The organism is Actinoplanes sp. NPDC049265, from assembly GCF_043197135.1.
Taxonomy (GTDB): Bacteria; Actinomycetota; Actinomycetes; order Mycobacteriales; family Micromonosporaceae; genus Actinoplanes.
Genome location: NZ_JBICSP010000007.1, coordinates 305,783 through 326,304 on the forward strand (window position 1 = coordinate 305,783; position 20,522 = coordinate 326,304).

Genomic DNA, 20,522 nt, shown 5'->3' on the forward strand with positions numbered 1-20,522 from the left:
CGCGGGTCGCGGCCGGCAAGGCTACGGCTCACCCGGCAACGCCGTCCCACCACCCGCATTTCGCGGGCGCGGCTGCGGCCCACGTCACCGATCAGCCCACACGGCCCCGTCTCAGCCCACACGGCCCCGTCTCAGCCCACACGGCCCCGTCTCAGCCCACACGGCCCCGTCTCAGCCCACACGGCCCCGTCTCAGCCCAGGCGGGCGCCGACGAGTTCCTTCTTCTTGTCGCGGGAGGATTTCGCCAGGCTGGCCACGGTGGCGACGCCGAGGGTGCCGATGATCACGACCAGGGAGAGCCAGATCGGGATCTCCGGGGCCCAGTGGAAGCCCTCGCCGTGGTTGATGAAGCCGATCGAGTTGGTGTGCAGCGCCTCGAGGAAGAGCTTCACGCCGATGAAGGCGAGCACCACGGCCAGCCCGATGTTCAGGTAGACGAGACGCTCGAGCAGCCCGCCGAGCAGGAAGAACAGCTGCCGCAGGCCCATCAGCGCGAAGACGTTGGCGGTGAAGACGAGGTACGGCTCCTTGGTGATGCCGAAGATCGCCGGGATGGAGTCGAGCGCGAAGATCAGGTCGGTGGTGCCGAGCGCGATCATCACGATCAGCATCGGGGTGAACAGCCGCTTGCCGGTGACCGCGACCGTGGTGGTGAGCCGGCCGTCACCGAACGACGAGGACAGCGGGAGCGCCCTCTTCGCCCACCGGATCAGGATGTTCTCCTTGAACTCCTCCTCGTCGTCACCCTGCCGCAGCAGCGTGATCGCGGTGTACACGAGGAACGCCCCAAAAATGTAGAACACCCAGGAGAACTGCGCGATCAGGGCGGCGCCGGCGGCGATGAACAGGCCGCGCATGACCAGCGCCAGCACGATGCCGATGAGCAGCACCTTCTGCTGGAATACCCGCGGCACCGCGAACCGGGCCATGATGATCATGAAGACGAAGAGGTTGTCGACCGACAGGCTGTATTCCGTCAGCCAGCCCGTATAGAACTCCCCCGCCGCCGTACCCCCGGCGAAGAACCACACCCCGCCGCCGAAAAGCAGAGCCAACGCGACGTAGAAGCCAACCCAGGTGCCGGCCTCGCGCATACTGGGCTCGTGCGGTCGCCGACCGATGATGAACAGGTCGACGGCGAGCATCACAATCAGGGCAGCAAGGGTGGCGATCCACACCCAGGGGGAAACATTCATCAGTCGGGGAACCTCCGGCAGACACGGGTCATCGCCGGACGGGGGATCCAGCGACGTGCGGCTGTCGAAGGTCTCTTCCGCCGCGACCAGGCCAGCCCCGATCGCGACCGCCGGCCCCGGGCTGCTGCCCCCGGAGAGACAGAACCGTGTTGACGAGACCGGCGCGGCAGGAATACTCCCCTTGCAACCTCGCCATTGTGTCGCATCCTGCTGCGTTTCTACACATCTCCTCCGCAAGAAGTGCGCGACATCTCCCCGCCACCTGCCCAGATCGTCCCACCACACCCCATCTAGTGCATCCTAGGAGGCTAGTTCATTCATGCCTCACTCTCGGCATCCGCCCCGGGCGCGGGCGTCGATCGGCCGCCCGATCGACACCCCTCGACCGCCCCCGCACCACGAGCAACGGCTGGTCAGGGCGCTTCGGGATCGCCAAAATCCAGATCAAGAGCTTGATGTCGTAGCTGGGTGGTGGGTTCAGACCGCTGCTCATTGGCGGACCCTTGATGTTGTCCGGCCCGTGAGGGTCGGATGGCATCTGGGCTGTTGAGTCATCGCCCACCGTTTGCTGCCCCCTTTTTGGGTTGAGGGCTTGCGGGAGTGTTAGCGAGGCTTGGCGGTCCGGGGCATCCCGACTGGCGACAGGGCTACTGCGCCGTTGAGCGCCCGTCAATGAGCGTCCGGCAGTGATGCCCCGGGACCTGGGTGCTTGTCCAGCTGATGAGAGCAGCGAGGTCAAGCAGCTTTGAGTGTGCACCACGAGCCAGGACCGGCGCGAACGTTCGCCGGTGTCGACTGGGCTGAGAATTACCACGTCGTGTGTGTGATCGACGGTGAGGGTGAGGTCGTCGAGCGGGTCACTGCCGAGCATGACAAGGCCGGTATCGGCCGGTTGATCGCGGTGCTGGCCGATCGTCAGGTGACGGGGATCGGGATCGAACGCGGAGACGGACCGCTGGTCACGGCGTTGCTGACAGCCGGACTCCCGCCGAGGTCGCTTCGCTCCACCTGCGTAATTGGTCGCGCCGACCAGACAGCGGCGCCACGCCGTGCCCCAAACATGGCCTGGCCGGCAGTACGGGCGCGATGCCCGCGCGCCGAGCGTGATGTGGCAGGCTGCGATCATGGTTCTCGAAGTCGCGCTCATCGACGTGATCCCCGGCCACGAAGAAGCTTTCGCCGACGCCTACCGGCAGGCCCGCCCTATCGTCGCCAGCTCGGAAGGCTGCCGCTCGGTCCGGATGACCCACGGCATCGAGTCACCTTCCCGGTTTGTCCTGCTCATCGAGTGGGACAGTGTCGAGGCCCACGAGCAGGGCTTCCGCGCCACCGAGAAGTTCCAGCAGTGGCGCGCCCTGATCGGCCCCCACTTCGCCGGCCCCCCGGTGGTCGAGCACTTCAGCGACGTCACCGCCTGATCCCGCCCGAGCCGCCGAAGCCGCCAAGCAGCCGAGCCGCAAGCCAGCCGAGCCCACGAGCCCGCGAGCCAGTCGAACCGCGAGTCAGCCGAACCAGCGAGCCAGCCGAACCGCGAGCCAGCCGAACCAGCCGAACCGCAAGCCAGCCGAACCGCGAGCCGGCGAAGACGCGGACCCGGGGACGCCACCGACTCAACGGACGCGGCGACGCCACCGAAGCTCCACGCCAGCCAACCGGCTAGCCGGTCGAGCCCGCGAGTCAGCCGGGCCGCGAGCCCGGCCGAGCCATGGACCCCAGCGGCGTCACCGAGGCGAACCGGGCTCGGTGACGCCGGCCAGGCGGCGGGAGTGCCGGTTCAGTCCCGGAGGGGCTGGGGGGTCACGATCACCTGGTCGGGGCGGATGCGCCAGGCGTTCGCGGCGAGGGACTTGATTCGGTCCAGGGCGGCTCGGTCGAGGGGAGCGCCCAGGTAGTAGGCGTTCATCGTCCAGTCGCGGATGCCACCGGCCCGGGGTTTGAAGTTGCTCGCGCCCCAGGTGATGCCGGATTGGCCGATCAGCACGTTGCCGCCTTCCTTTTCGTCGGCGCGGAGGCGGGCCCGTACGGTGACGGTGAACCTCATCCCGCGGACGGTGGTCACCTGGGCGTCCTGGATGCCGGGCACCTCACGCAGCCGGGCGGCGATGGTGCGCAGCTCGGCCCTCGAGTCGACGTAGGACGGGATCACCCAGGGACCGGTGATGCCGGCCTCTTCCAGCTGCGGATCGAGGCTGAACCGGGAATCCTCGCCCGTGGTGTTGCCGGCGGCGTAGCCGGCGCCGCCGACGGCGTCGTCGAATACGTGGCCGACGACGCCGGCGGGGGATCGGCCCGGGTCGGGTGTCCAGGTGATTACCGGGATCTCGACCAGCAGCGGCGCCAGCTCCGGATCACGCTCGGCGACCGCGGTGATCGACGGTGGCGCCGGTGCGGGGTCGCGGCCGCCGGCCACCACCACGGTCCCGATGATCACGCAGGCGGCCAGCGCCCCGGCGCCTACCGCCGCCGGTAGGGCACGTCGCCGGCGGGCGCCCCGGACCACCGCCTCGAAGTCGGCCGGCTTCGTCCGGGTGACCGCCCCATCGGCGGCCGCGCGCAACAGTTCGTCCAGCTCAGGCACGGCGCCCCTCCCCCAGCAAACGGTCATCGCCCAGCAATTGGTCCAGCCCGAGCCCGGCGCACTCGCCGGAAAGAAACCCGAGCCCGGCGCACTCCTCGGAAAGAAACCCGAGCCCGACGCTCTCCTCGGAAGGAAGCCCGAGCCTGACGCTCTCCTCGGAAAGGAGCCCGGGCTCGGCCCGCTCCCCAGAAAGACGCCTGAGCCCGGCACGCCCCCCGGAAAGACGCCGAAGTTGGGCGCGCCCCCCGGAAAGACGCCGAAGTTGGGCGCGCCCCCCGGAAAGACGCCGAAGTTGGGCGCGCTCCCCAGAAAGACGCCGAAGTTGGGCGCGCTCGCCCAGCAGCAAGCCGTCACACAGCACTTCACGCATGGCGCGCCTCCAGGACCAGGTCGTCGGCGGACAGTAGGTCGCGCAGGGCGGCCCGCCCGCGGGACAGGCGGGCCTTGATCGTTCCGGCGGGCACGCCCACCTCGGCCGCGACCTGGTCGACGGAGAGGTCGCAGAGGTGGTGGAGCACGATCGCCCGGCGCTGTGCCTCGGGCAGCTGGGCCAGCGCCGCCACGATCAGGGGTGTGTCCACGCCGGGGCCGGGATCGTCGCGTGCGGGGCCGGCCCGGCGCCACGCGGCCAGGGCGGAGCGGGCGGCGCGCCAGCGGCTCACGGCCAGCCGGCGGGCCACCGTCCGGATCCAGGCGTCGGGGGCGTCGCCAGGGGCGAAGGACCGGCGCCGGTTCCAGCCCCGGATGAACGCCTCCTGCACGACGTCCTGTGCCTCGCCGAGGTCGCCCGTCATCAGGTACACCTGACCCACCACCCGGCCGTAGGCCGCGGCGTACCAGGCGCGGTATTCGTCGTCTGTCACGTCTCACACACGCAGCCGGGCGGGTTACCGGTTGCGTGTCATTTCACGCCGGCGACGTCCATCCCGCGGAGTTCCTTCTTGAGCTCCTTGACCTCGTCGCGGATCCGGGCCGCCAGCTCGAACTGGAGCTCGCGCGCGGCCCCCAGCATCTGGTCGTTCAGGTCCTGGATGAGCTGGGCCAGGTCGGCGCGGGCCATGCCCTCGCGGGCCGGCGTGGCGGCCGAGCGCGGCGGCTTGGAGCGGGTCTCGGGGACCGGCGCCTTGCCGCGCGACATCTGCCGGCCGCCGCCGCCCACGATCGGGCCGGCCCCGACGGCGGCGTCGGTGTCCTCGGCCTCTTTGTAGATGTCGTCGAGGATGTCGTGGATCCGTTTGCGCAGCGCGGTCGGCTTGATGCCGTTGGCCTCGTTGTGGGCGATCTGCTTGGCCCGGCGGCGGTCGGTCTCCTCGATGGCGTCGCGCATCGACGGCGTCATCTTGTCGGCGTACATGTGGACCTCGCCGGAGACGTTGCGGGCGGCGCGGCCGATGGTCTGGATCAGCGACCGGCCGGAGCGCAGGAAGCCCTCCTTGTCGGCGTCGAGGATGGCGACCAGCGACACCTCGGGCAGGTCGAGGCCCTCGCGCAGCAGGTTGATGCCGACCAGCACGTCGTAGTCGCCCTTGCGCAGCTCTTTCAGCAGCTCGACCCGGCGCAGGGTGTCCACCTCGGAGTGCAGGTAGCGGACCCGGATGCCGTTCTCGAGCAGGTAGTCGGTGAGGTCCTCGGCCATCTTCTTGGTCAGGGTGGTGACCAGGACCCGCTCGTTCTTGTCGGTCCGCAGTTTGATCTCGTGCATCAGGTCGTCGATCTGGCCCTTGGTCGGTTTGACCACGACCTCGGGGTCGACCAGGCCGGTCGGGCGGATCACCTGCTCGACGAACTCGCCCTGGGCCTCCCTCATCTCCCACGGCCCGGGGGTCGCGGACAGGAAGACCATCTGGCCGACCCGCTCGAGGAACTCGTCGAACCGCAGCGGCCGGTTGTCGGCCGCGCTGGGCAGCCGGAAGCCGTGCTCGATGAGGATCCGCTTGCGCGAGGCGTCGCCTTCGTACATGCCGCCGATCTGCGGGATCGTCACGTGCGACTCGTCGATGACGGTGATGTAGTCGTCGGGGAAGTAGTCGAGCAGGGTGTACGACGGTTCGCCGTGCGTCCGCCCGTCCATGTGCATCGAGTAGTTCTCGATGCCGTTGCAGAAGCCGACCTGCCGCATCATCTCGATGTCGTACGTCGTCCGCATCCGCAGCCGTTGCGCCTCGAGCAGCTTGCCCTGTCGTTCGAACTCGGCCAGCCGGTCGGCCAGCTCGGCCTCGATGCCCCGGATGGCGCGTTCCATCCGCTCGGGACCGGCCACGTAGTGCGTCGCCGGGAAGATGATCAGCTCGTCGACCTCGCGGACCACCTCACCGGTCAGCGGGTGCAGGTAATAGAGCTTCTCGACCTCGTCGCCGAACAGCTCGATGCGGACGGCCAGTTCCTCGTACGCCGGGATGATCTCGAGCGTGTCCCCCCGCACCCGGAAGGTGCCCCGCTGGAAGGCCATGTCGTTGCGTGAGTATTGGATGTCGACCAGGCGGCGCAGCAGCTTGTCACGGTCGACCTCCTGCCCCACCTTGACGACCACCGACCGGTCGATGTATTCCTGCGGCGTACCCAGGCCGTAGATCGCCGAGACGGTCGCCACCACGATCGTGTCGCGCCGGGTTAGCAGCGACATCGTGGCCGAGTGCCGCAGCCGCTCGACCTCCTCGTTGACCGACGAGTCCTTCTCGATGTAGGTGTCGGTCTGGGCGATGTAGGCCTCGGGCTGGTAGTAGTCGTAGTAGCTGACGAAGTATTCGACCGCGTTGTTGGGCAGCAGCTCGCGGAACTCCTTGGCCAGCTGGGCGCAGAGGGTCTTGTTGGGCGCGAGGACCAGCGCCGGCCGCTGCAACTTTTCGATCAGCCAGGCCGTGGTGGCCGATTTGCCCGTGCCGGTGGCACCCAGCAGAACCGTGTTGCGGTCGCCCCGGCGCACCCGTCGATCGAGCTCGGCGATGGCCGTGGGCTGGTCGCCGGCCGGCTGGAATTCGCTGACCACCTCGAAGCGGCCGTCCAGGCGTGGGATCTCGAGCACCATGCTGACCAGGCTACGTCGGGGGTACGACAAGTTCGGCCCGGCTCCGGTTCGCAAGGGATGCCAATTCAGCTCCGTGCCGGACGCAACCCGCCGTACCGGTCCTACCCTGGGGCGGTAGGCCGCTCGCGGCGGCCGCCAGGCGGGGCTTCCGGACCACCACTCGGTCCCTCCCCGCCGGCATCGGGATCGCAGCACCCGGCCTGGCCGGCGAGCGCGAACCGGGGGTCCGGACGGACCGGCCGCCGCGACGGCCCTTATTTGTGTCGCAAACCACAGTCGCAGACCGCGCACGCAGCGTCACCTGCGGCGCTAACAACCTCGCAACATGTTGTCCACCTGCGGGTACTTGAAGGTTGAGCCTGCAACTTATTAATGTGCGTCGATATTGACCTCCTCACCTCAGGGAGAACCATGGGTACGCACAGGTACGCCGGGCCGGTCTGGTCGCTCTTCCGCATCGTCGTCGGACTGCTGTTCACGCTCAACGGCGCCGGGACGGTGTTCGGCGTCTTCGGCGCCGCCGGCAAGCACGCCGCGCCGCTGGGCCAGTGGCCGGGCTGGTGGGCCGGCCTCATCCAGGTCGTGTGTGGACTGCTCGTGCTGGCCGGCCTGCTCACCACGCCCGCCGCGATCGTGGCGTCCGGCTCGATGGCGTACGCGTACTTCACCGTGCACCAGCCCCAGGCCCTGCTCCCGAGCCAGAACGGCGGCGCCTCGGCCGCGCTCTACTGCTGGGCCTTCCTGGCCATCGCGGTGCTGGGCGCCGGCCCGTGGTCACTGGACGCCGCGCTCCGCCGCCGCCCGATGACCGAACCCCTCGTCGCCACCAATTGATGTACGTCTATTGCTACCTCCCGTTCGCCTCCGTCAGTATCTGTTGGAGGCGGCGGGAGGAAGCACATGACCGAACATCTCCACTCGAGGCGCTCGTTTCTCAGGACGTCCGGGCTCGCGGTCGGCGCCGTGGTCGCGCGGCAGAATGCGGCACCGCCGGCCACCGAGACCCTGGCCGAGTACGCCAGTCACACCACGGACGGCCGCAGCGTCACGGTGACCAGCACCTCCGGGCAGCGGCTCCGGATCACCGCGTACGGCGGCCACATCGTCCGGGTGCGCTACGCCCGATCGGGCGAGACGTTCTTCGCCGACGACCGCTACGAGATGGTCGACCCGGCCAGCCACAGCGGGATGGGCGGCAGGCTCGGCGTCACTGACGACGGCACCGGCCTGACCGTCACGACCGCGCCGGCCGACGGCCTCCGCGTCGTCGTGCGGAAGAACCCGCTGCGCGTCGCCTACTACCGCAAGGACGACGGCACGCTGCTCGCCGGCGAGGACGCGACGCACAGCATGAGCTGGGGCGGCGACAACAACAGCGTGGTCCGGCAGACCTTCGCCCCGGCGGCGGCCGGTGAGCGGTTCGTCAAGGCCGGGCACGGCTTCTACGGCCGGGCGCCGCGGATCGACCGGACCGGCGAGATCGTCGCCCACAACTACGGCTCGGTGAACGACCGCAGCCAGCAGTCACCGGCCATCGTGCAGCTCTACCTGTCCTCCCGGGGCTACGCGATCTTCGTCAACACCAGCTTCGACACCACGTTCAACTTCGGCAACGGCGGCGTGTACGAATTCTGGGCCGACGAGCACAACACCCCCGGCGTACGCCCGCAGATGGACTACTTCGTCCTCCAGGGCCCGCGATTCGCCAAGCTCCTGGACCGGTACACCCAGCTCACCGGCCGGCCCCGCCTGCCGCGCCTGGGCATCTTCGGTCTGCAGATGTCGGACAAGAACTTTCCCACCGTCAGCGACCAGAACTGGTGGGTCACCAAGATCACCGACCACCGCGGCCGGGGCTTCCCCCTCGACCTACAGGTTCACGACAACCGCTGGCGCGCCGGCAGCGGCGACTGGAGCGGCTCGTGGTTCGAGTTCGACGCCGGCCGCTGGCCCGACCCGGCCGGGTTCAAACGCTGGGCCGACGAGCAGGGCGTCATCACCTCGCTCGACTACAACCGGAACAACTCGAACCTGATGGCCGGCTGGGTCGCCGGCCCGCCACCCGGCTACAGCTTCCAGGCGTCCGACATCGCCGGCGTCTCGGAGAACCAATCGGTGCCGGACTGGTCCGACCCGGCCGCCCGGGCCTGGGTCTGGAAGGTGTTCTGGGACAAGGCGCTGAACCCGGCCCTCGCTTTCCCGGGCGACGCGCTGTGGCTCGACGAGCCCGACGAGCTCGGGCCGATCCCGTACGCCGCCCTGACCGCCAACGGCATGCGCTGGTCGGAGCTGCGCAACGCCTACTTCCTGTACTTCCTGAAGGCGACCGGCCAGGAGGGCTGGGACCGCGGCATCGGGCCCGGACGACGACCGTGGATCTTCAGCCGGGGCGCGACGGCCGGGCAGCAGCGCTACGGACACTTCTGGAGTGGTGACACCCAGTCCACCTACGACGAGATGAGGCAGCAGATCCGCGGCATGCTCAACGCCGGGCTGGGCGGCTTCCCGTACGGCAATGTCGACGGCGGCGGCCACCAGGGCAACCCCATCCCGGCCGACATGTACCGCAACTGGGTCGCCGCCTGGGGCGCCCTCTCCCCCATCTGGCGGCCGCACGGTTACGGCGACGCGCTCGTCCTCGGCCGCAAGGCCTCCCGCTGGCCGGCCGACCAGGACCCGAGCGAGAGCGACGAGTTCCTGCGCTACGGCCGCCTGCGCTACACGCTGATGCCGTACGTCTACACGATCGCCCACACCGCCCACGCGACCGGCCTGCCGATGGCCCGCGCGATGATCATCGAGCACCAGGACAACCCGCTGGCCTACGCGCACGACCAGCAGTACATGTGGGGCCCGTCGATCCTGGTCATGCCGCTGACCACCGGCACCGACGGCGCGACCCAGCCGGTCTGGCTGCCGGCCGGCGAGACCTGGTACGACTTCTGGTCCGACGCGAAGAGCGCCGGGTCGGACACGGCCGACAAGGCGTACGTCACCCGCACCGGCGAGATCATCATGTACGTGCGAGCCGGCGCGATCCTGCCCCGGTACCGGTACGCCCAGAGCACCGCGTACCTCGACAAGACCCACCTCGAGCTGGACGTCTACACGGGCGCGGACGGCTCCTTCGCGCTCTACGAGGACGACGGCGTGTCGGAGAAGCCGGCGAACAGCGTCACTGGCCTGTCGTTCGGCAACGCGGCCCTGGCGGTGACCATCGGCCACCCGGCGGGCACCTACCACGGCGCCCCGGCCCAGCGCCGCTACGTCGTCCGCCTGCACGGCCTGTCCGCACCGGTCGGCATGCGGGTCGACGGTGGCCCGGCGCTGGAGGCTTTCGCTGGGGAGATCGCCGCCACGCTCAACGGCAGCGGCCAGGCCTGGGACGCCGCCCGCAAGATCCTGACCGTGGTCACCCCACCGATCCCGGTCGGCGGCGGCGGTGGCGTCGCGGCCACGATCCGCCCCAGCGGGCAGCCGTTCCCGGCGGTGACCGGCCCGAACGTCTTCTCGGCCGAGGACGCCACCCGCGGCGGCGCCGTCGTCGGGACGCGGCACCCGGGCTACACCGGCAACGGCTACGCCGACTTCGTCAACGCGAGCGGCGACTTCGTCGAATGGACGGTCACCGTCGCCACGGCCGGTTCACACACCCTGACCTTCCGGTACGCCAACGGCGGCAGCACCGACCGGCCGCTGGCGATCGCCGTCAACGACAGCACGGTCGCCGCCGCGCAGTCCTTCCCGCCCACCGGCGCGTGGCCGGCCTGGCGAACCAGCACCCTGACCACCACCCTGCCCGCGGGCACGGTCCGGATCCGGGCCACCGCCACCGGCGCCAGTGGCGGCAACCTCGACTGCTTGTCAGTCCAGCGAGCGGGAGGCTAACGCGTCGATGTACGCGGCGACGGCCTCGTCGGCGTTGCTGCCGATCACCTCGTGGGCGGCGGCGTGGATCTCGGGGAGGCCGTTGGCCATCGCCACCGCGCGATCGGCGACGGCGAACATCGGCAGGTCGTTGGGACTGTCGCCGAAGCAGGTCAGGGACGTCGCGCCGACCTCCTCGCGGACCTCGGCCAGCGCCGCCGCCTTGGTCGCGCGCTCCGAGGTCAGTTCCAGCCACCACGTGCCGGGCACGTAGACGTCCTCGCTGTAGACCGAGTGACAGATCGCCCGGTGCGCCTCGAGGGCAGCGCGCAGCGGCTCCAGTGCGACGGGATCGCCGAGGACCGCGACGCTGATCACCGTGGCCGGGTCGATCTCCGACCAGGAGGTCAACGGCAGCAGGCGCGGGTCACCCCGCCGGGAGGCGAGGAACGGGCCCATCGCGGGCGTGGCCAGGTCGGCCAGCCAGCAGAGACGGTCGCGACCCTCGCGCAGGACGAACAGGACCGGCTGGAGGCGCGGGTGGGCCGCGCTGTGTGCGAGCACGGTCTCGACGACCGTCGCGTCGAGCAGGCGGGGCGGGCGGGCCTCGCCGGTACGCGGATCGACGATCATCGCCCCGCCGTAGGTGATCACAGGCAGGGTGAGCCGCAGGTCGGCGGTCACCCCGCCGGCGGAGGCGAAGGACCGCGCCGTCGCGTACGTGAAGAGTCCGCCCTCGGCCAGGTAAGCGTTGATCGTCGTCACCGTGCGGGGGCCCAGCGTGCCGTCGGGGCGCAGCAGCGTGCCGTCCAGGTCGGAGACCAGCAGTTCGGTCACGCCCGGCCCGCCGCCAGCGGGAGCAGGCGCTCGCGCCACAGGGTGTCCACGGCCGCGTTGAGCTCGTCGCGGGTGCCGTCGTTGGGGATGAGGATGTCGGCCACGGCCGCGCGGGCCTCGTCGGTGGCCTGGGCGGCGATGCGGGAACGGGCCTGATCGGCCGGCATGTCGCGGGTCTCGGCGAGGCGGCGGATGCGGGTGTCCTCGGCCGCGGTCACCACCACGATCAGGTCGTAGGACGCCGCCTGACCGGTCTCGACCAGCAGCGGGACGTCGTTGACGACGATCGCCCCGGGGGGCGCGGCGGTGGCCAGTTCGCGGGCTCGGGCGCGTACCCGAGGATGAATGATCTTTTCCAGCCGGGCGCGGGCCTCGTCGTCGCCGAAGACCTTGGCGCCCAGCGCGGGGCGGTTCAGCTCGCCGTCGGGCCCGAGCACGTCGGCGCCGAACGCGGCGACCACCTCGGCCTGGCCCTCGGTGCCGGCCGCGACCACCTCGCGGGCGAGCTTGTCGGAGTCGATGACGACGGCGCCGAGGGCCGCCAGCCGGGCCGACACCGCGCTCTTGCCCGCACCGATCCCGCCGGTCAGCCCCACCTTCAGCACCGGCCCAGTATCCCGGAGACAGGGAAGCCCGCCCACGACCGGGGTCGCGGAAAGGCGAAAGCCCACAACCCGGCGTCGCGGACATGGAAAGCGCTAGCCCGCCCACGACCGGGGTCGCGGAAAGGCGAAAGCCCACAACCCGGGGTCATGGACGCGGAAAGGCGAGAGCCCGCCCACGACCGGGGTCGCGGACGGGCTCTGCTGTTGAAGGACTAGCTCACTTGCCGCCGGCGAGCTTCTCGCGCAGCGCCGCCAGAGCCTCGTCGGTCGCCAGGGTGCCGGCCGGCTCCTCGGACGAACGCGCCGGGGCCGGCGAGCTCGACGTGGTGGAACCGCCGCCGCCACCGGTGGACGCGCCACCGGCCACGGGCGGAGCCGGGTTGAGAGCGGCCTCGGCGTCGGCCTCGCGGGACGCCTGCACCTGCTTGGTGTGGGCCTCCCAGCGCTCGCGAGCGTCGGCGTACTGCTTCTCCCAGGCCTCGCGCTGCTTGTCGAAGCCCTCGAGCCACTCGCCCGTCTCGGGGTCGAAGCCCTCCGGGTAGATGTAGTTGCCCTCGTTGTCGTACGTGGCCGCCATGCCGTAGAGGGTGGGGTCGAAGTGCTCCTCGCCCTCCACGAAGTTCTCGTTCGCCTGCTTGAGCGAGAGCGAGATCCGGCGACGCTCCAGGTCGATGTCGATGACCTTGACCATGACGTCGGAGCCCACCTGCACGACCTGCTCGGGCAGCTCGACGTGCCGCTCGGCCAGCTCGGAGATGTGCACCAGGCCCTCGATGCCGTCGTCGACGCGGACGAACGCACCGAACGGAACCAGCTTGGTGACCTTGCCCGGCACGATCTGGTTGATCGCGTGGGTCCGGGCGAACTGGCGCCACGGGTCTTCCTGGGTCGCCTTCAGCGACAGGGAGACGCGCTCGCGGTCGAGGTCGACGTCGAGCACCTCGACCTCGACCTCCTGGCCGACCTCGACAACCTCGGACGGGTGGTCGATGTGCTTCCAGGAGAGCTCCGAGACGTGCACGAGGCCGTCCACACCGCCGAGGTCGACGAAGGCGCCGAAGTTGACGATCGAGGACACGACGCCCTTGCGGACCTGGCCCTTCTGGAGCTTGTTGAGGAACTCGGTGCGGACCTCGGACTGGGTCTGCTCGAGCCAGGCGCGGCGGGACAGGACCACGTTGTTGCGGTTCTTGTCCAGCTCGATGATCTTGGCCTCGAGCTCACGACCCACGTAGGGCTGGAGGTCGCGGACACGACGCATCTCGACCAGGGAGGCGGGCAGGAAGCCCCGCAGGCCGATGTCGAGGATGAGGCCGCCCTTGACGACCTCGATGACGGAGCCGCGCACGACGCCGTCGTCCTCCTTGATCTTCTCGATGGTCCCCCAGGCGCGCTCGTACTGAGCGCGCTTCTTCGAGAGGATCAGACGACCTTCCTTGTCCTCCTTGGTGAGGACAAGGGCTTCGATGTGGTCACCGACCGACACCACTTCCGCGGGGTCCACGTCATGCTTGATCGACAACTCACGAGAGGGGATCACGCCCTCGGTCTTGTAGCCGATGTCGAGCAGGACCTCGTCCCGGTCGACCTTGACGACGGTGCCTTCGACAATATCGCCGTCGTTGAAGTACTTGATGGTCTCGTCGATGGCCGCGAGGAAAGCTTCCTCCGAGCCGAGATCGTCGACGGTGACCTTGTTGGCGCTCGAGGTGGCCTCGATGCTGCTCGTCATGTGGACTGTTGCTCCGAACGGATGGTGTCGTGGTGTCTCCCGCGCCCCGCGGAACTGCCGGCGGGCACAGCACGACGAACATCCGAAGTGATCATGACGGTGGGTCTGATCAAGGCGACGCTGAACGGGCTGAAACCGACGACTTGCGGAACCTGCTCCCTGCCGAGGCACACGATCCGCGAGCGCATCGACTAGCTTACCGTGCGCATTACCACAGGTTGCAAGCCCTCCCGAGGAGCCGGGCAGAATCTTCGCCAGGACGCGAGTTTTGCCCCGGTTTGGGGCGATCGCCGCGTGCCCTAGCCTAACGCAGTGATCGATAAAGTGACCCGCCGACCCGTCTCCGACGCCGAGAGCCGGGTGGCCAGCCGCGGTTGGTGGGACTCCGACGCCGACGACTATCAGGACGAGCACGGCGCCTTCCTCGGCGACGTCGACCTGGTCTGGTGCCCGGAAGGGCTGCGCGAGGCCGACGCCCGGCTGCTCGGCGACGTCCGCGGGCGCCGGGTGCTGGAGCTCGGCTGCGGCGCGGCCTCCGGCGCCCGCTGGCTCCACGGCGCCGGGGCCGAGGTGGTCGCCATGGATCTCTCGGCGGGCATGTTGCGGCAGGCGCGTGAGACGTCAGACCGTTCCGGGGTACGCGTCCCGCTGGTGCAAGCCGACGCGCTGGCCCTGCCCTTCGCCCCGGACAGCTTCGACATCGTGTTCACCGCCTTCGGCGCGGTCCCGTTCGTGGCCGACTCGGGCGCGGTGATGCGCGAGGTGGCACGCGTCCTGCGCCCCGGTGGCCCCTGGGTCTTCTCGATCACCCACCCGATGCGCTGGGTGTTCCTCGACGAGCCGGACGAGCGGGGGCTGCTCGCCGTCAACTCGTACTTCGACCGGCGGCCGTACGTCGAGGAGGACGAGACGGGTACGCCCACCTACGTCGAGCAGCACCGGACCCTCGGCGACCGGATCCGCGAGCTGGTGGCGGCCGGGTTCCGGATCCGGGACCTGGTCGAACCCGAGTGGCCGGAGGGACACGAGGGGATCTGGGGCCAGTGGAGCCCGCTGCGGGGCCGGCTCTTCCCGGGCACCGCGATCTTCGTGTGTGACCTGCCCCGAGCGGACCCTACGGAAGATGCCACTGCTGGCTCGGCCGGCCCACACAGTCCTTGACGATCAGCGCCGTGTCGTTTTCGGCCAGCACGTCCAGGCACCGGCCGGACACCGGATTGCGCAGCGTGCCGTCGGACCGGGCCCGCCAGATCTGCGACCCGGCGGACCCGCAGGTGCGGAGCACGACCCGGCTGCCGTCGGCGGTCGCGTTACCCTCGACGGTCATGCACTTGCCCTGCACCTCGAGCCGGTCGTCGGTGCGGACGGTCCACTGCTGAGCCTCGGTGCCGTTGCACGGGACCAGCTGGAGCCGGTTGCCGTCCTCCGGTACCGCCGAGTTGTTGTCGGCGCACCAGCCCGAGCCGTCCGTGATCTTCCCGGTGCGCGGACCGGCGGCCGCGGTGCGGGTGCTCTTCGGGGAGGCGGGCGGGCGGGGCTTCCTGGTCTTGGGCGACGGGCTCGGCGACGTCGTGCGCGGGGCCGGAGGGCCGGCCGGCCCCGAGCTTCCGGCCGGGCCGGACGGCAGGCCGGGAATCGGCGACACCGACGGCCGTGAGAGGTCGGCCGGCGCCGCCACGGAGGGCTGGATCAACGCCGCCCCGGTGGCCGGGGCGTTCGGCTCGCGGTCCCGCTGCAGCAGAATGGCTCCGCCGACCAGCAGGGCCAGCACCCCGAGCAGGGCCGCCGCCACGACGCCGGTGCGGCGGGGGCCACCGCGCCCGCCCGGCCGCCCGCCCGCTGCGACGGGCGCGCCAACTCGATCACCGCCGCCCGCCCGACCACCGGCGCCCGCCCGACCACCAGCGCCCGCCCGACCACCGGCGCCCGCTCGATCACCAGCGCCGGCCGCCGCTGGATTCACGGTTGCGTTGTCCGCGGGGAACGCGACCGGCGTCGCCGCCAGCGGACCAGCGGCCGGCGACGGGACAGCGGCCGATGATTCAACCGAGGGCGGGACCGCGGCCGGCGACACGACCGGCGACGACACGACCGGCGGCGGGGCGGCGGGCGCGCCGGACAAGCCGCGCCGGCAGCGCTCGATGATCTCGTCGACGCCGGGCCGGCTCGCCGGATCGCGCTGCGTGCACGCCTTGATCAGCGCGGCCAGGTGCGGTTCCACCCCGGCACAGTCGATCTCCTCGAAGTACATCCGCTTGAAGACCGACTCCACGGTTCCCGAACCGTACGGCCGGCGCCCGGTGGCCGCGTACGCCATCGTCGCCCCGAGACCGAACACGTCGACGGCCGCCGTCAGCTCGGCGTCGTCGAACAGCTCCGGGGCGGTGTAGTGCGGCGTACCCACCGTCATCCCGGTCTCGGTCAACCGGTCCTGAGCCGGTCCTCGCGCGATCCCGAAGTCGATCAGCCGCGGCCCGGTCGGCGACAACACGATGTTCCGCGGCTTCACGTCCCGATGGAAGATGCCGTACCCGTGGATGTCTCCCAGACCCTCGGCCAGAGCCGCCATCAGCCGCAGGCACTCGTCGGGCGCGAGAGCGCCGTCCCGCTCGACCACCGTGGCCACCGTCGGACCGGGGATGTACTCGGTGACCATCCAGAACGGCGAAGCGGTCAACCGGCTGTCGATCAGCGCCGTGGAGTAGGCGCTGCGCACCTGGCCCAGAATGTCCGCCTCGCGCTGGAAACGCTGCACGGTGTCCGGGTCCAGCTCGCGCAGCGAACTCAGCACCTTGACCGCCACCGGCCGGCCTCCGGGCGTCCGGCCCAGATAGACCGTGCCCATGCCGCCGCTGCCCAGCCGCCCCTCGATCTCGTAGCGCCCCACCTCGACGGGGTCCCCCGCACGGAGTGGTTCCACGGCCCGACCTCCGCATCATTTCGTGGCCCCGGCACCCATGCCGGCAACGCCTGACTCCTCACAACGCACGACCACCCGCACTGGTTCAGCCCGAACCCGCCGATTCCGCGCATGACCCACCCGGCCGCGGGTAGCCGCAGGTCATGGGCATTCGCAAAGGTGACAAGGTCGAGTGGCGGAGCCACGGTCAGACGGTTGAGGGCACGGTCGAGGAGAAGATCACCTCGCGCACCGAGGCGGCCGGGCGGACGGTGAACGCGTCGAAGGACGAGCCGCAATACAAGGTCAGGAGCGACAAGACCGGCAAGGAGGCGGTCCACAAGCCGGAGTCGCGGTCATGACCACGACGAACACCGGCTTCGACGAGGCCGACGAGGCGCACGTGCGCGAGGTCGTCGGCCACGTCCACCGGCACCTGAGGCAGCGACCCGAGGGCGGCGTCGCTGACACCCCGTGGCGGTGGTCGCTGATGAACTGGGGCCACGACCCACTGAAGTAGTTACACGGTGACGCCGACCACGTCGGTGATCGCGATCAGGCCGGCCATCAGCGTGATCGCGGCCGGGACCAGGCGGTAGTAGACCCAGGTGCCGCGGCGGTCGCTGTCGACCAGGCCGGCCTCGCGCAGCACCTTGAGGTGGTGCGAGATGGTCGGGCCGGTCAGTGCGAACGAGCCGGTGAGATCACAGACGCAGACCTCACCGCCGCCGGCCGACGCGATCATCGACAGAAGCCGAAGCCGGACCGGGTCGCCGAGAGCCTTGAACATCGGAGCGAAGGCGGTCGCCTGCTCCGCGTCGAGCGCACTCCGCGTGATCGGTTGCCACGCGGGTGCGTCGGTGCGTGACGGTGTGTCCATGGAAGAGCCGGGCATGAAGCACAGCTAAGCAAAGCCCCGCAACCCTCCTATTTGCGCAGGTCGCGCCCTCCTGGTTCGACGACCGTCAAAGACGCCGACCCGGTTCACAACGACTGCACAAATATGACTCTCAGTGGTCGGCGCCGTTCCAGTCCTGCCCCGCGCCGACCGACACCTCGAGCGGCACGGACAGCGGATAGGCCTCGCCCATCTGGCGGCGGACCAGCTCCTCGAGCGGCTCCCGCTCCCCCGGGGCCACGTCGAACACCAGCTCGTCGTGGACCTGAAGCAGCATCCGCGAGCGCAGCCCGGAGGACCGCAACGCCTCGTCGACCTTGAGCATGGCGACCTTGATGATGTCGGCCGCCGAGCCCTGGATCGGGGCGTTCAGCGCCATCCGCTCGGCCATCTCCCGCCGCTGGCGGTTGTCGCTGGTCAGGTCGGGCAGATAGCGCCGGCGGCCGAGAATGGTGGCGGTGTACCCGTCCTGGACGGCCCGCTTCACCACGGCCTGCAGGTAGTCGCGGACGCCGCCGAACCGGGTGAAGTACTCCTCCATCAGGCCGCGCGCCTCCTCGGTGGAGATGCTCAGCTGGTTGGAGAGGCCGAACGCGCTCAGCCCGTACGCCAAGCCGTAGTTCATGGCCTTGATCTTGCGGCGCTGATCGGGCACGACCTCCTCGACCGGGACGTGGAACACCGAAGACGCGGTGGCCGCGTGGAAGTCGAAGGCCGAGTTGAACGCCTCGATCAGCGCCTCGTCGCCGGACAGATGGGCCATGATCCGCATCTCGATCTGGCTGTAGTCGGCGGTCATCAGCTGGTCGAAGCCCGGACCGACGACGAACGCGCGGCGGATCCGCCGGCCCTCCTCGGTGCGGATCGGGATGTTCTGCAGGTTGGGGTCGGTCGACGAGAGCCGGCCGGTGGCGGCCACCGTCTGGTTGAACGTGGTGTGGATGCGCCCGTCGTCCGAGACCGACTTGAGCAGGCCGTCCACCGTGGACTTGAGCTTGGCCACGTCACGGTGCCGGAGCAGGTGGGACAGCAGCGGGTCGCCGGTCTGCGCGAACAGGCTCTGCAGCGCGTCGGCGTCGGTGGTGTAGCCCGACTTGATCCGCTTGGTCTTGGGCAGGTCGCGCTCGGTGAACAGGATCTCCTGCAGCTGCTTGGGCGAGCCCAGGTTGAACTCGCGGCCGACCTCGGCGTGCGCCGCCTGCTGGGCCGCCTTCACCTCGCCGGCGAAATGCGCCTCGAGCTCGGAGAGGTAGTCGGTGTCGGCCGCGATGCCGACGTGCTCCATCTCGCCCAGCACCACCGACAGCGGCTGCTCGACCTCCATCAGCAGGCGCTGGGAGGCGCCGTCGTCACGGGACAGCTCCTCGGTCAGGGTGTCGGCCAGGTCGAGGGTGGCGCGGGCGCGGAGCATCACGTTCTGCTCGGCCGCCTGGTCCTGTTCGCCGCCGGTCAGGTCGAGGGTCAGCTGGCCGTCGTCGGGCGCGTCGACCCGCAGCTCGCGCTTGAGGTAGCGCAGGGCGAGATCGGTCAGGTCGTACGAGCGCTGGTCGGGTTTGGCCAGATAGGCGGCCAGGGCGGTGTCGACGCGTACGCCCGCCAGCGCCCAGCCGTGCGCCCGGAACGCCAGTGTGGCCGGCTTGGCGTCGTGGATGACCTTGGGCCGCTCGGGGTCGGCCAGCCATGCCGCCACCGCCTGCTCGTCGGACTCGTCCAGCGCGGCCGGGTCGAACCACGCCGCCGGGCCGTCGCCGGTAGCCACCGCGATGCTGGTCAGCTCGCCCGTACCCCGCCCGAACTGGCCGTTGACCGCGACCCCGACCGGCGCCTCACCCGCGTGCTCACCCAGCCAGGCCGCGACCTGGCCGGCCGTCAAGACGCTGCCGGACAGGTCGAAGCCGGACTCCGCCTCGGGCTCGACCGCGTCGAGATAGGAGTAGAGCCGCTCGCGCAGCACCCGGAACTCGAGCGCGTCGAAGACCTGGTGCACCGCCTCGCGGTCCCACCCGTGCCACTTGACGTCCTGTGGGCCCAGCGGCAGCTCGAGGTCGCAGACCAGCTGGTTGAGCTCGTAGTTGCGCATCACGTCGGCCAGGTGGGCGCGCAGGCTCTCGCCGGCTTTGCCCTTCACCTTGTCGGCGTTGGCGATGATGCCGTCCAGGCCGCCGTACTCGTTGATCCACTTGGCCGCGGTCTTGTCGCCGACGCCCGGGACGCCGGGCAGGTTGTCGCTGGTCTCGCCGACCAGGGCGGCCTTGTCGCGGTAGCGCTCGGGGCGGACGAAGTATTTCTTCTCGATCGCGTCGGGGGTCATCCGCCAGACCTCGGACACGCCACGCACCGGGTAGAGGATCGTCGTGTGCTCGCCGGCCAGCTGGAACGCGTCGCGGTCGCCGGTCGAGATGACCACCTCCATGCCGGCCTCACGGCCCTGCGTGGCGAGGGTGCCGATCACGTCGTCGGCCTCGTAGCCCGGCTTTTCCACCACCGGGATCCGCAGCGCCTCCAGGACCTCTTTGATCAGGCTGACCTGGCCCTGGAACGGCTGGGGCGTCTCGGACCGCCCGGCCTTGTAGTCGGCGTACTTGTCGGTGCGGAAGGAGTGGCGGGAGACGTCGAACGCGACCACGATGTGCGTCGGCTGCTCGTCGCGCAACATGTTGATCAACATCGAGGTGAAGCCGAACACCGCGTTGGTCGGCTGCCCGGTCTGGGTGGAGAAGTTTTCCACCGGGAGCGCGAAGAACGCGCGGTAGGCCAGCGAGTGGCCGTCCAGCAGGAGCAAGCGGTCTTTGGCTTCAGCACTCACGGGTGACGACTCTAGTCGGGGGGTGTGACACAAAGAGCGGGGGCGGCCACGCGAAACGCGGCCACCCCCGGCGCCTGGC

16 protein-coding genes and 2 pseudogenes are annotated in these 20,522 nt (G+C 70.1%); 7 read left to right on the forward strand and 11 right to left on the reverse strand.

The window, feature by feature from the left end; translation table 11 throughout:
- Positions 1-191: 191 nt before the first annotated feature.
- Positions 192-1,196, reverse strand: coding sequence for a TerC family protein (locus ACGFIO_RS19965; protein ID WP_392827748.1), 1,005 nt, complete (start codon positions 1,194-1,196; stop codon positions 192-194).
- Between the two features lie 751 nt (positions 1,197-1,947).
- Between ACGFIO_RS19965 and ACGFIO_RS19970 the strand changes: the two are divergent.
- Together ACGFIO_RS19970 and ACGFIO_RS19975 are read left to right on the forward strand one after the other, a co-directional pair.
- Positions 1,948-2,157, forward strand: a pseudogene (locus tag ACGFIO_RS19970) (transposase); the annotation flags it as partial.
- A gap of 163 nt (positions 2,158-2,320) precedes the next feature.
- Positions 2,321-2,614: an antibiotic biosynthesis monooxygenase family protein gene (locus tag ACGFIO_RS19975; RefSeq protein WP_392827749.1), complete on the forward strand. Its 294-nt coding sequence runs from the start codon at positions 2,321-2,323 to the stop codon at positions 2,612-2,614.
- Between the two features lie 356 nt (positions 2,615-2,970).
- On the opposite strand, the gene ACGFIO_RS19980 is transcribed toward ACGFIO_RS19975, so the two are convergent.
- Genes ACGFIO_RS19980 through uvrB form a run of 4 tightly spaced genes read right to left on the reverse strand, consistent with a single transcriptional unit; the run spans position 2,971 to position 6,799 of the window.
- Positions 2,971-3,774 carry a hypothetical protein gene (locus tag ACGFIO_RS19980; protein ID WP_392827750.1) on the reverse strand — a complete coding sequence of 268 codons (804 nt, stop codon included), beginning with the start codon at positions 3,772-3,774 and terminating at the stop codon, positions 2,971-2,973.
- Complete coding sequence (locus ACGFIO_RS19985) at positions 3,767-4,144, reverse strand: hypothetical protein (protein WP_392827751.1); 378 nt, start codon at positions 4,142-4,144, stop codon at positions 3,767-3,769. The genes ACGFIO_RS19980 and ACGFIO_RS19985 overlap by 8 nt, the downstream gene beginning before the upstream one ends.
- Positions 4,137-4,637, reverse strand: a complete 501-nt coding sequence (locus ACGFIO_RS19990) for a SigE family RNA polymerase sigma factor (protein ID WP_392827752.1) — start codon at positions 4,635-4,637, stop codon at positions 4,137-4,139. The genes ACGFIO_RS19985 and ACGFIO_RS19990 overlap by 8 nt, the downstream gene beginning before the upstream one ends.
- Before the next feature lie 38 nt (positions 4,638-4,675).
- Complete coding sequence (gene uvrB / locus ACGFIO_RS19995) at positions 4,676-6,799, reverse strand: excinuclease ABC subunit UvrB (protein ID WP_392827753.1); 2,124 nt, start codon at positions 6,797-6,799, stop codon at positions 4,676-4,678.
- Positions 6,800-7,210: 411 nt separating this feature from the next.
- Here uvrB and ACGFIO_RS20000 point away from each other — a divergent pair, with 411 nt between their 5' ends.
- A complete protein-coding gene (locus ACGFIO_RS20000) occupies positions 7,211-7,633 on the forward strand; it encodes a DoxX family protein (protein WP_392827754.1) in 423 nt (140 codons plus the stop codon).
- 66 nt (positions 7,634-7,699) lie between these two features.
- Entirely contained in the window at positions 7,700-10,687 is a 2,988-nt protein-coding gene (locus ACGFIO_RS20005; RefSeq protein ID WP_392827755.1) for a TIM-barrel domain-containing protein, read from the forward strand.
- Here ACGFIO_RS20005 and ACGFIO_RS20010 read toward each other — a convergent pair.
- The 3 genes and pseudogenes from ACGFIO_RS20010 to rpsA form a co-directional block, all read right to left on the reverse strand.
- On the reverse strand, positions 10,664-11,503 hold the full coding sequence (locus tag ACGFIO_RS20010; RefSeq protein WP_392827756.1) for an HAD family hydrolase: 840 nt from the start codon (positions 11,501-11,503) through the stop codon (positions 10,664-10,666). The genes ACGFIO_RS20005 and ACGFIO_RS20010 overlap by 24 nt on opposite strands.
- Before the next feature lie 17 nt (positions 11,504-11,520).
- Positions 11,521-12,108: pseudogene (gene coaE / locus ACGFIO_RS20015) on the reverse strand (dephospho-CoA kinase); the annotation flags it as partial.
- Positions 12,109-12,325: 217 nt separating this feature from the next.
- On the reverse strand, positions 12,326-13,840 hold the full coding sequence (gene rpsA / locus ACGFIO_RS20020; RefSeq protein ID WP_392827757.1) for a 30S ribosomal protein S1: 1,515 nt from the start codon (positions 13,838-13,840) through the stop codon (positions 12,326-12,328).
- A gap of 312 nt (positions 13,841-14,152) precedes the next feature.
- On the opposite strand from rpsA, the gene ACGFIO_RS20025 reads away from it, so the two are divergent.
- A complete protein-coding gene (locus ACGFIO_RS20025) occupies positions 14,153-15,001 on the forward strand; it encodes a class I SAM-dependent methyltransferase (RefSeq protein ID WP_392827758.1) in 849 nt (282 codons plus the stop codon).
- On the opposite strand, the gene ACGFIO_RS20030 is transcribed toward ACGFIO_RS20025, so the two are convergent.
- Positions 14,955-16,760, reverse strand: coding sequence for a protein kinase (locus ACGFIO_RS20030; RefSeq protein ID WP_392827759.1), 1,806 nt, complete (start codon positions 16,758-16,760; stop codon positions 14,955-14,957). The two genes, ACGFIO_RS20025 and ACGFIO_RS20030, sit on opposite strands and share 47 nt — an antisense overlap.
- A gap of 143 nt (positions 16,761-16,903) precedes the next feature.
- Between ACGFIO_RS20030 and ACGFIO_RS20035 the strand changes: the two genes are divergently transcribed.
- Positions 16,904-17,101 (forward strand): DUF2945 domain-containing protein, encoded by a 198-nt coding sequence (locus ACGFIO_RS20035; protein WP_392827760.1) that lies wholly within the window; start codon positions 16,904-16,906, stop codon positions 17,099-17,101.
- Positions 17,098-17,259 (forward strand): DUF3140 domain-containing protein, encoded by a 162-nt coding sequence (locus tag ACGFIO_RS20040; RefSeq protein WP_392827761.1) that lies wholly within the window; start codon positions 17,098-17,100, stop codon positions 17,257-17,259. Before ACGFIO_RS20035 ends, ACGFIO_RS20040 begins: the two co-directional genes overlap by 4 nt.
- Here ACGFIO_RS20040 and ACGFIO_RS20045 read toward each other — a convergent pair whose 3' ends face one another.
- A complete protein-coding gene (locus tag ACGFIO_RS20045; RefSeq protein ID WP_392827762.1) occupies positions 17,260-17,634 on the reverse strand; it encodes an ArsR/SmtB family transcription factor in 375 nt (124 codons plus the stop codon).
- Between the two features lie 115 nt (positions 17,635-17,749).
- Entirely contained in the window at positions 17,750-20,443 is a 2,694-nt protein-coding gene (gene polA / locus ACGFIO_RS20050) for a DNA polymerase I (RefSeq protein WP_392827763.1), read from the reverse strand.
- Between the last annotated feature and the right edge of the window lie 79 nt (positions 20,444-20,522).

What these genes read in the sequence shown, in the direction of transcription:
- uvrB (WP_392827753.1), bottom strand. Translation starts at nt 6,799, where the DNA reads ATGGTGCTCGAGATCCCACGCCTGGACGGCCGCTTCGAGGTGGTCAGC.
- ACGFIO_RS20040 (WP_392827761.1), top strand. Translation starts at nt 17,098, where the DNA reads ATGACCACGACGAACACCGGCTTCGACGAGGCCGACGAGGCGCACGTG.
- rpsA (WP_392827757.1), bottom strand. Translation starts at nt 13,840, where the DNA reads ATGACGAGCAGCATCGAGGCCACCTCGAGCGCCAACAAGGTCACCGTC.
- ACGFIO_RS19985 (WP_392827751.1), bottom strand. Translation starts at nt 4,144, where the DNA reads ATGCGTGAAGTGCTGTGTGACGGCTTGCTGCTGGGCGAGCGCGCCCAA.
- ACGFIO_RS20045 (WP_392827762.1), bottom strand. Translation starts at nt 17,634, where the DNA reads ATGCCCGGCTCTTCCATGGACACACCGTCACGCACCGACGCACCCGCG.
- ACGFIO_RS20000 (WP_392827754.1), top strand. Translation starts at nt 7,211, where the DNA reads ATGGGTACGCACAGGTACGCCGGGCCGGTCTGGTCGCTCTTCCGCATC.
- ACGFIO_RS20005 (WP_392827755.1), top strand. Translation starts at nt 7,700, where the DNA reads ATGACCGAACATCTCCACTCGAGGCGCTCGTTTCTCAGGACGTCCGGG.
- ACGFIO_RS19965 (WP_392827748.1), bottom strand. Translation starts at nt 1,196, where the DNA reads ATGAATGTTTCCCCCTGGGTGTGGATCGCCACCCTTGCTGCCCTGATT.
- ACGFIO_RS20035 (WP_392827760.1), top strand. Translation starts at nt 16,904, where the DNA reads ATGGGCATTCGCAAAGGTGACAAGGTCGAGTGGCGGAGCCACGGTCAG.
- ACGFIO_RS19975 (WP_392827749.1), top strand. Translation starts at nt 2,321, where the DNA reads ATGGTTCTCGAAGTCGCGCTCATCGACGTGATCCCCGGCCACGAAGAA.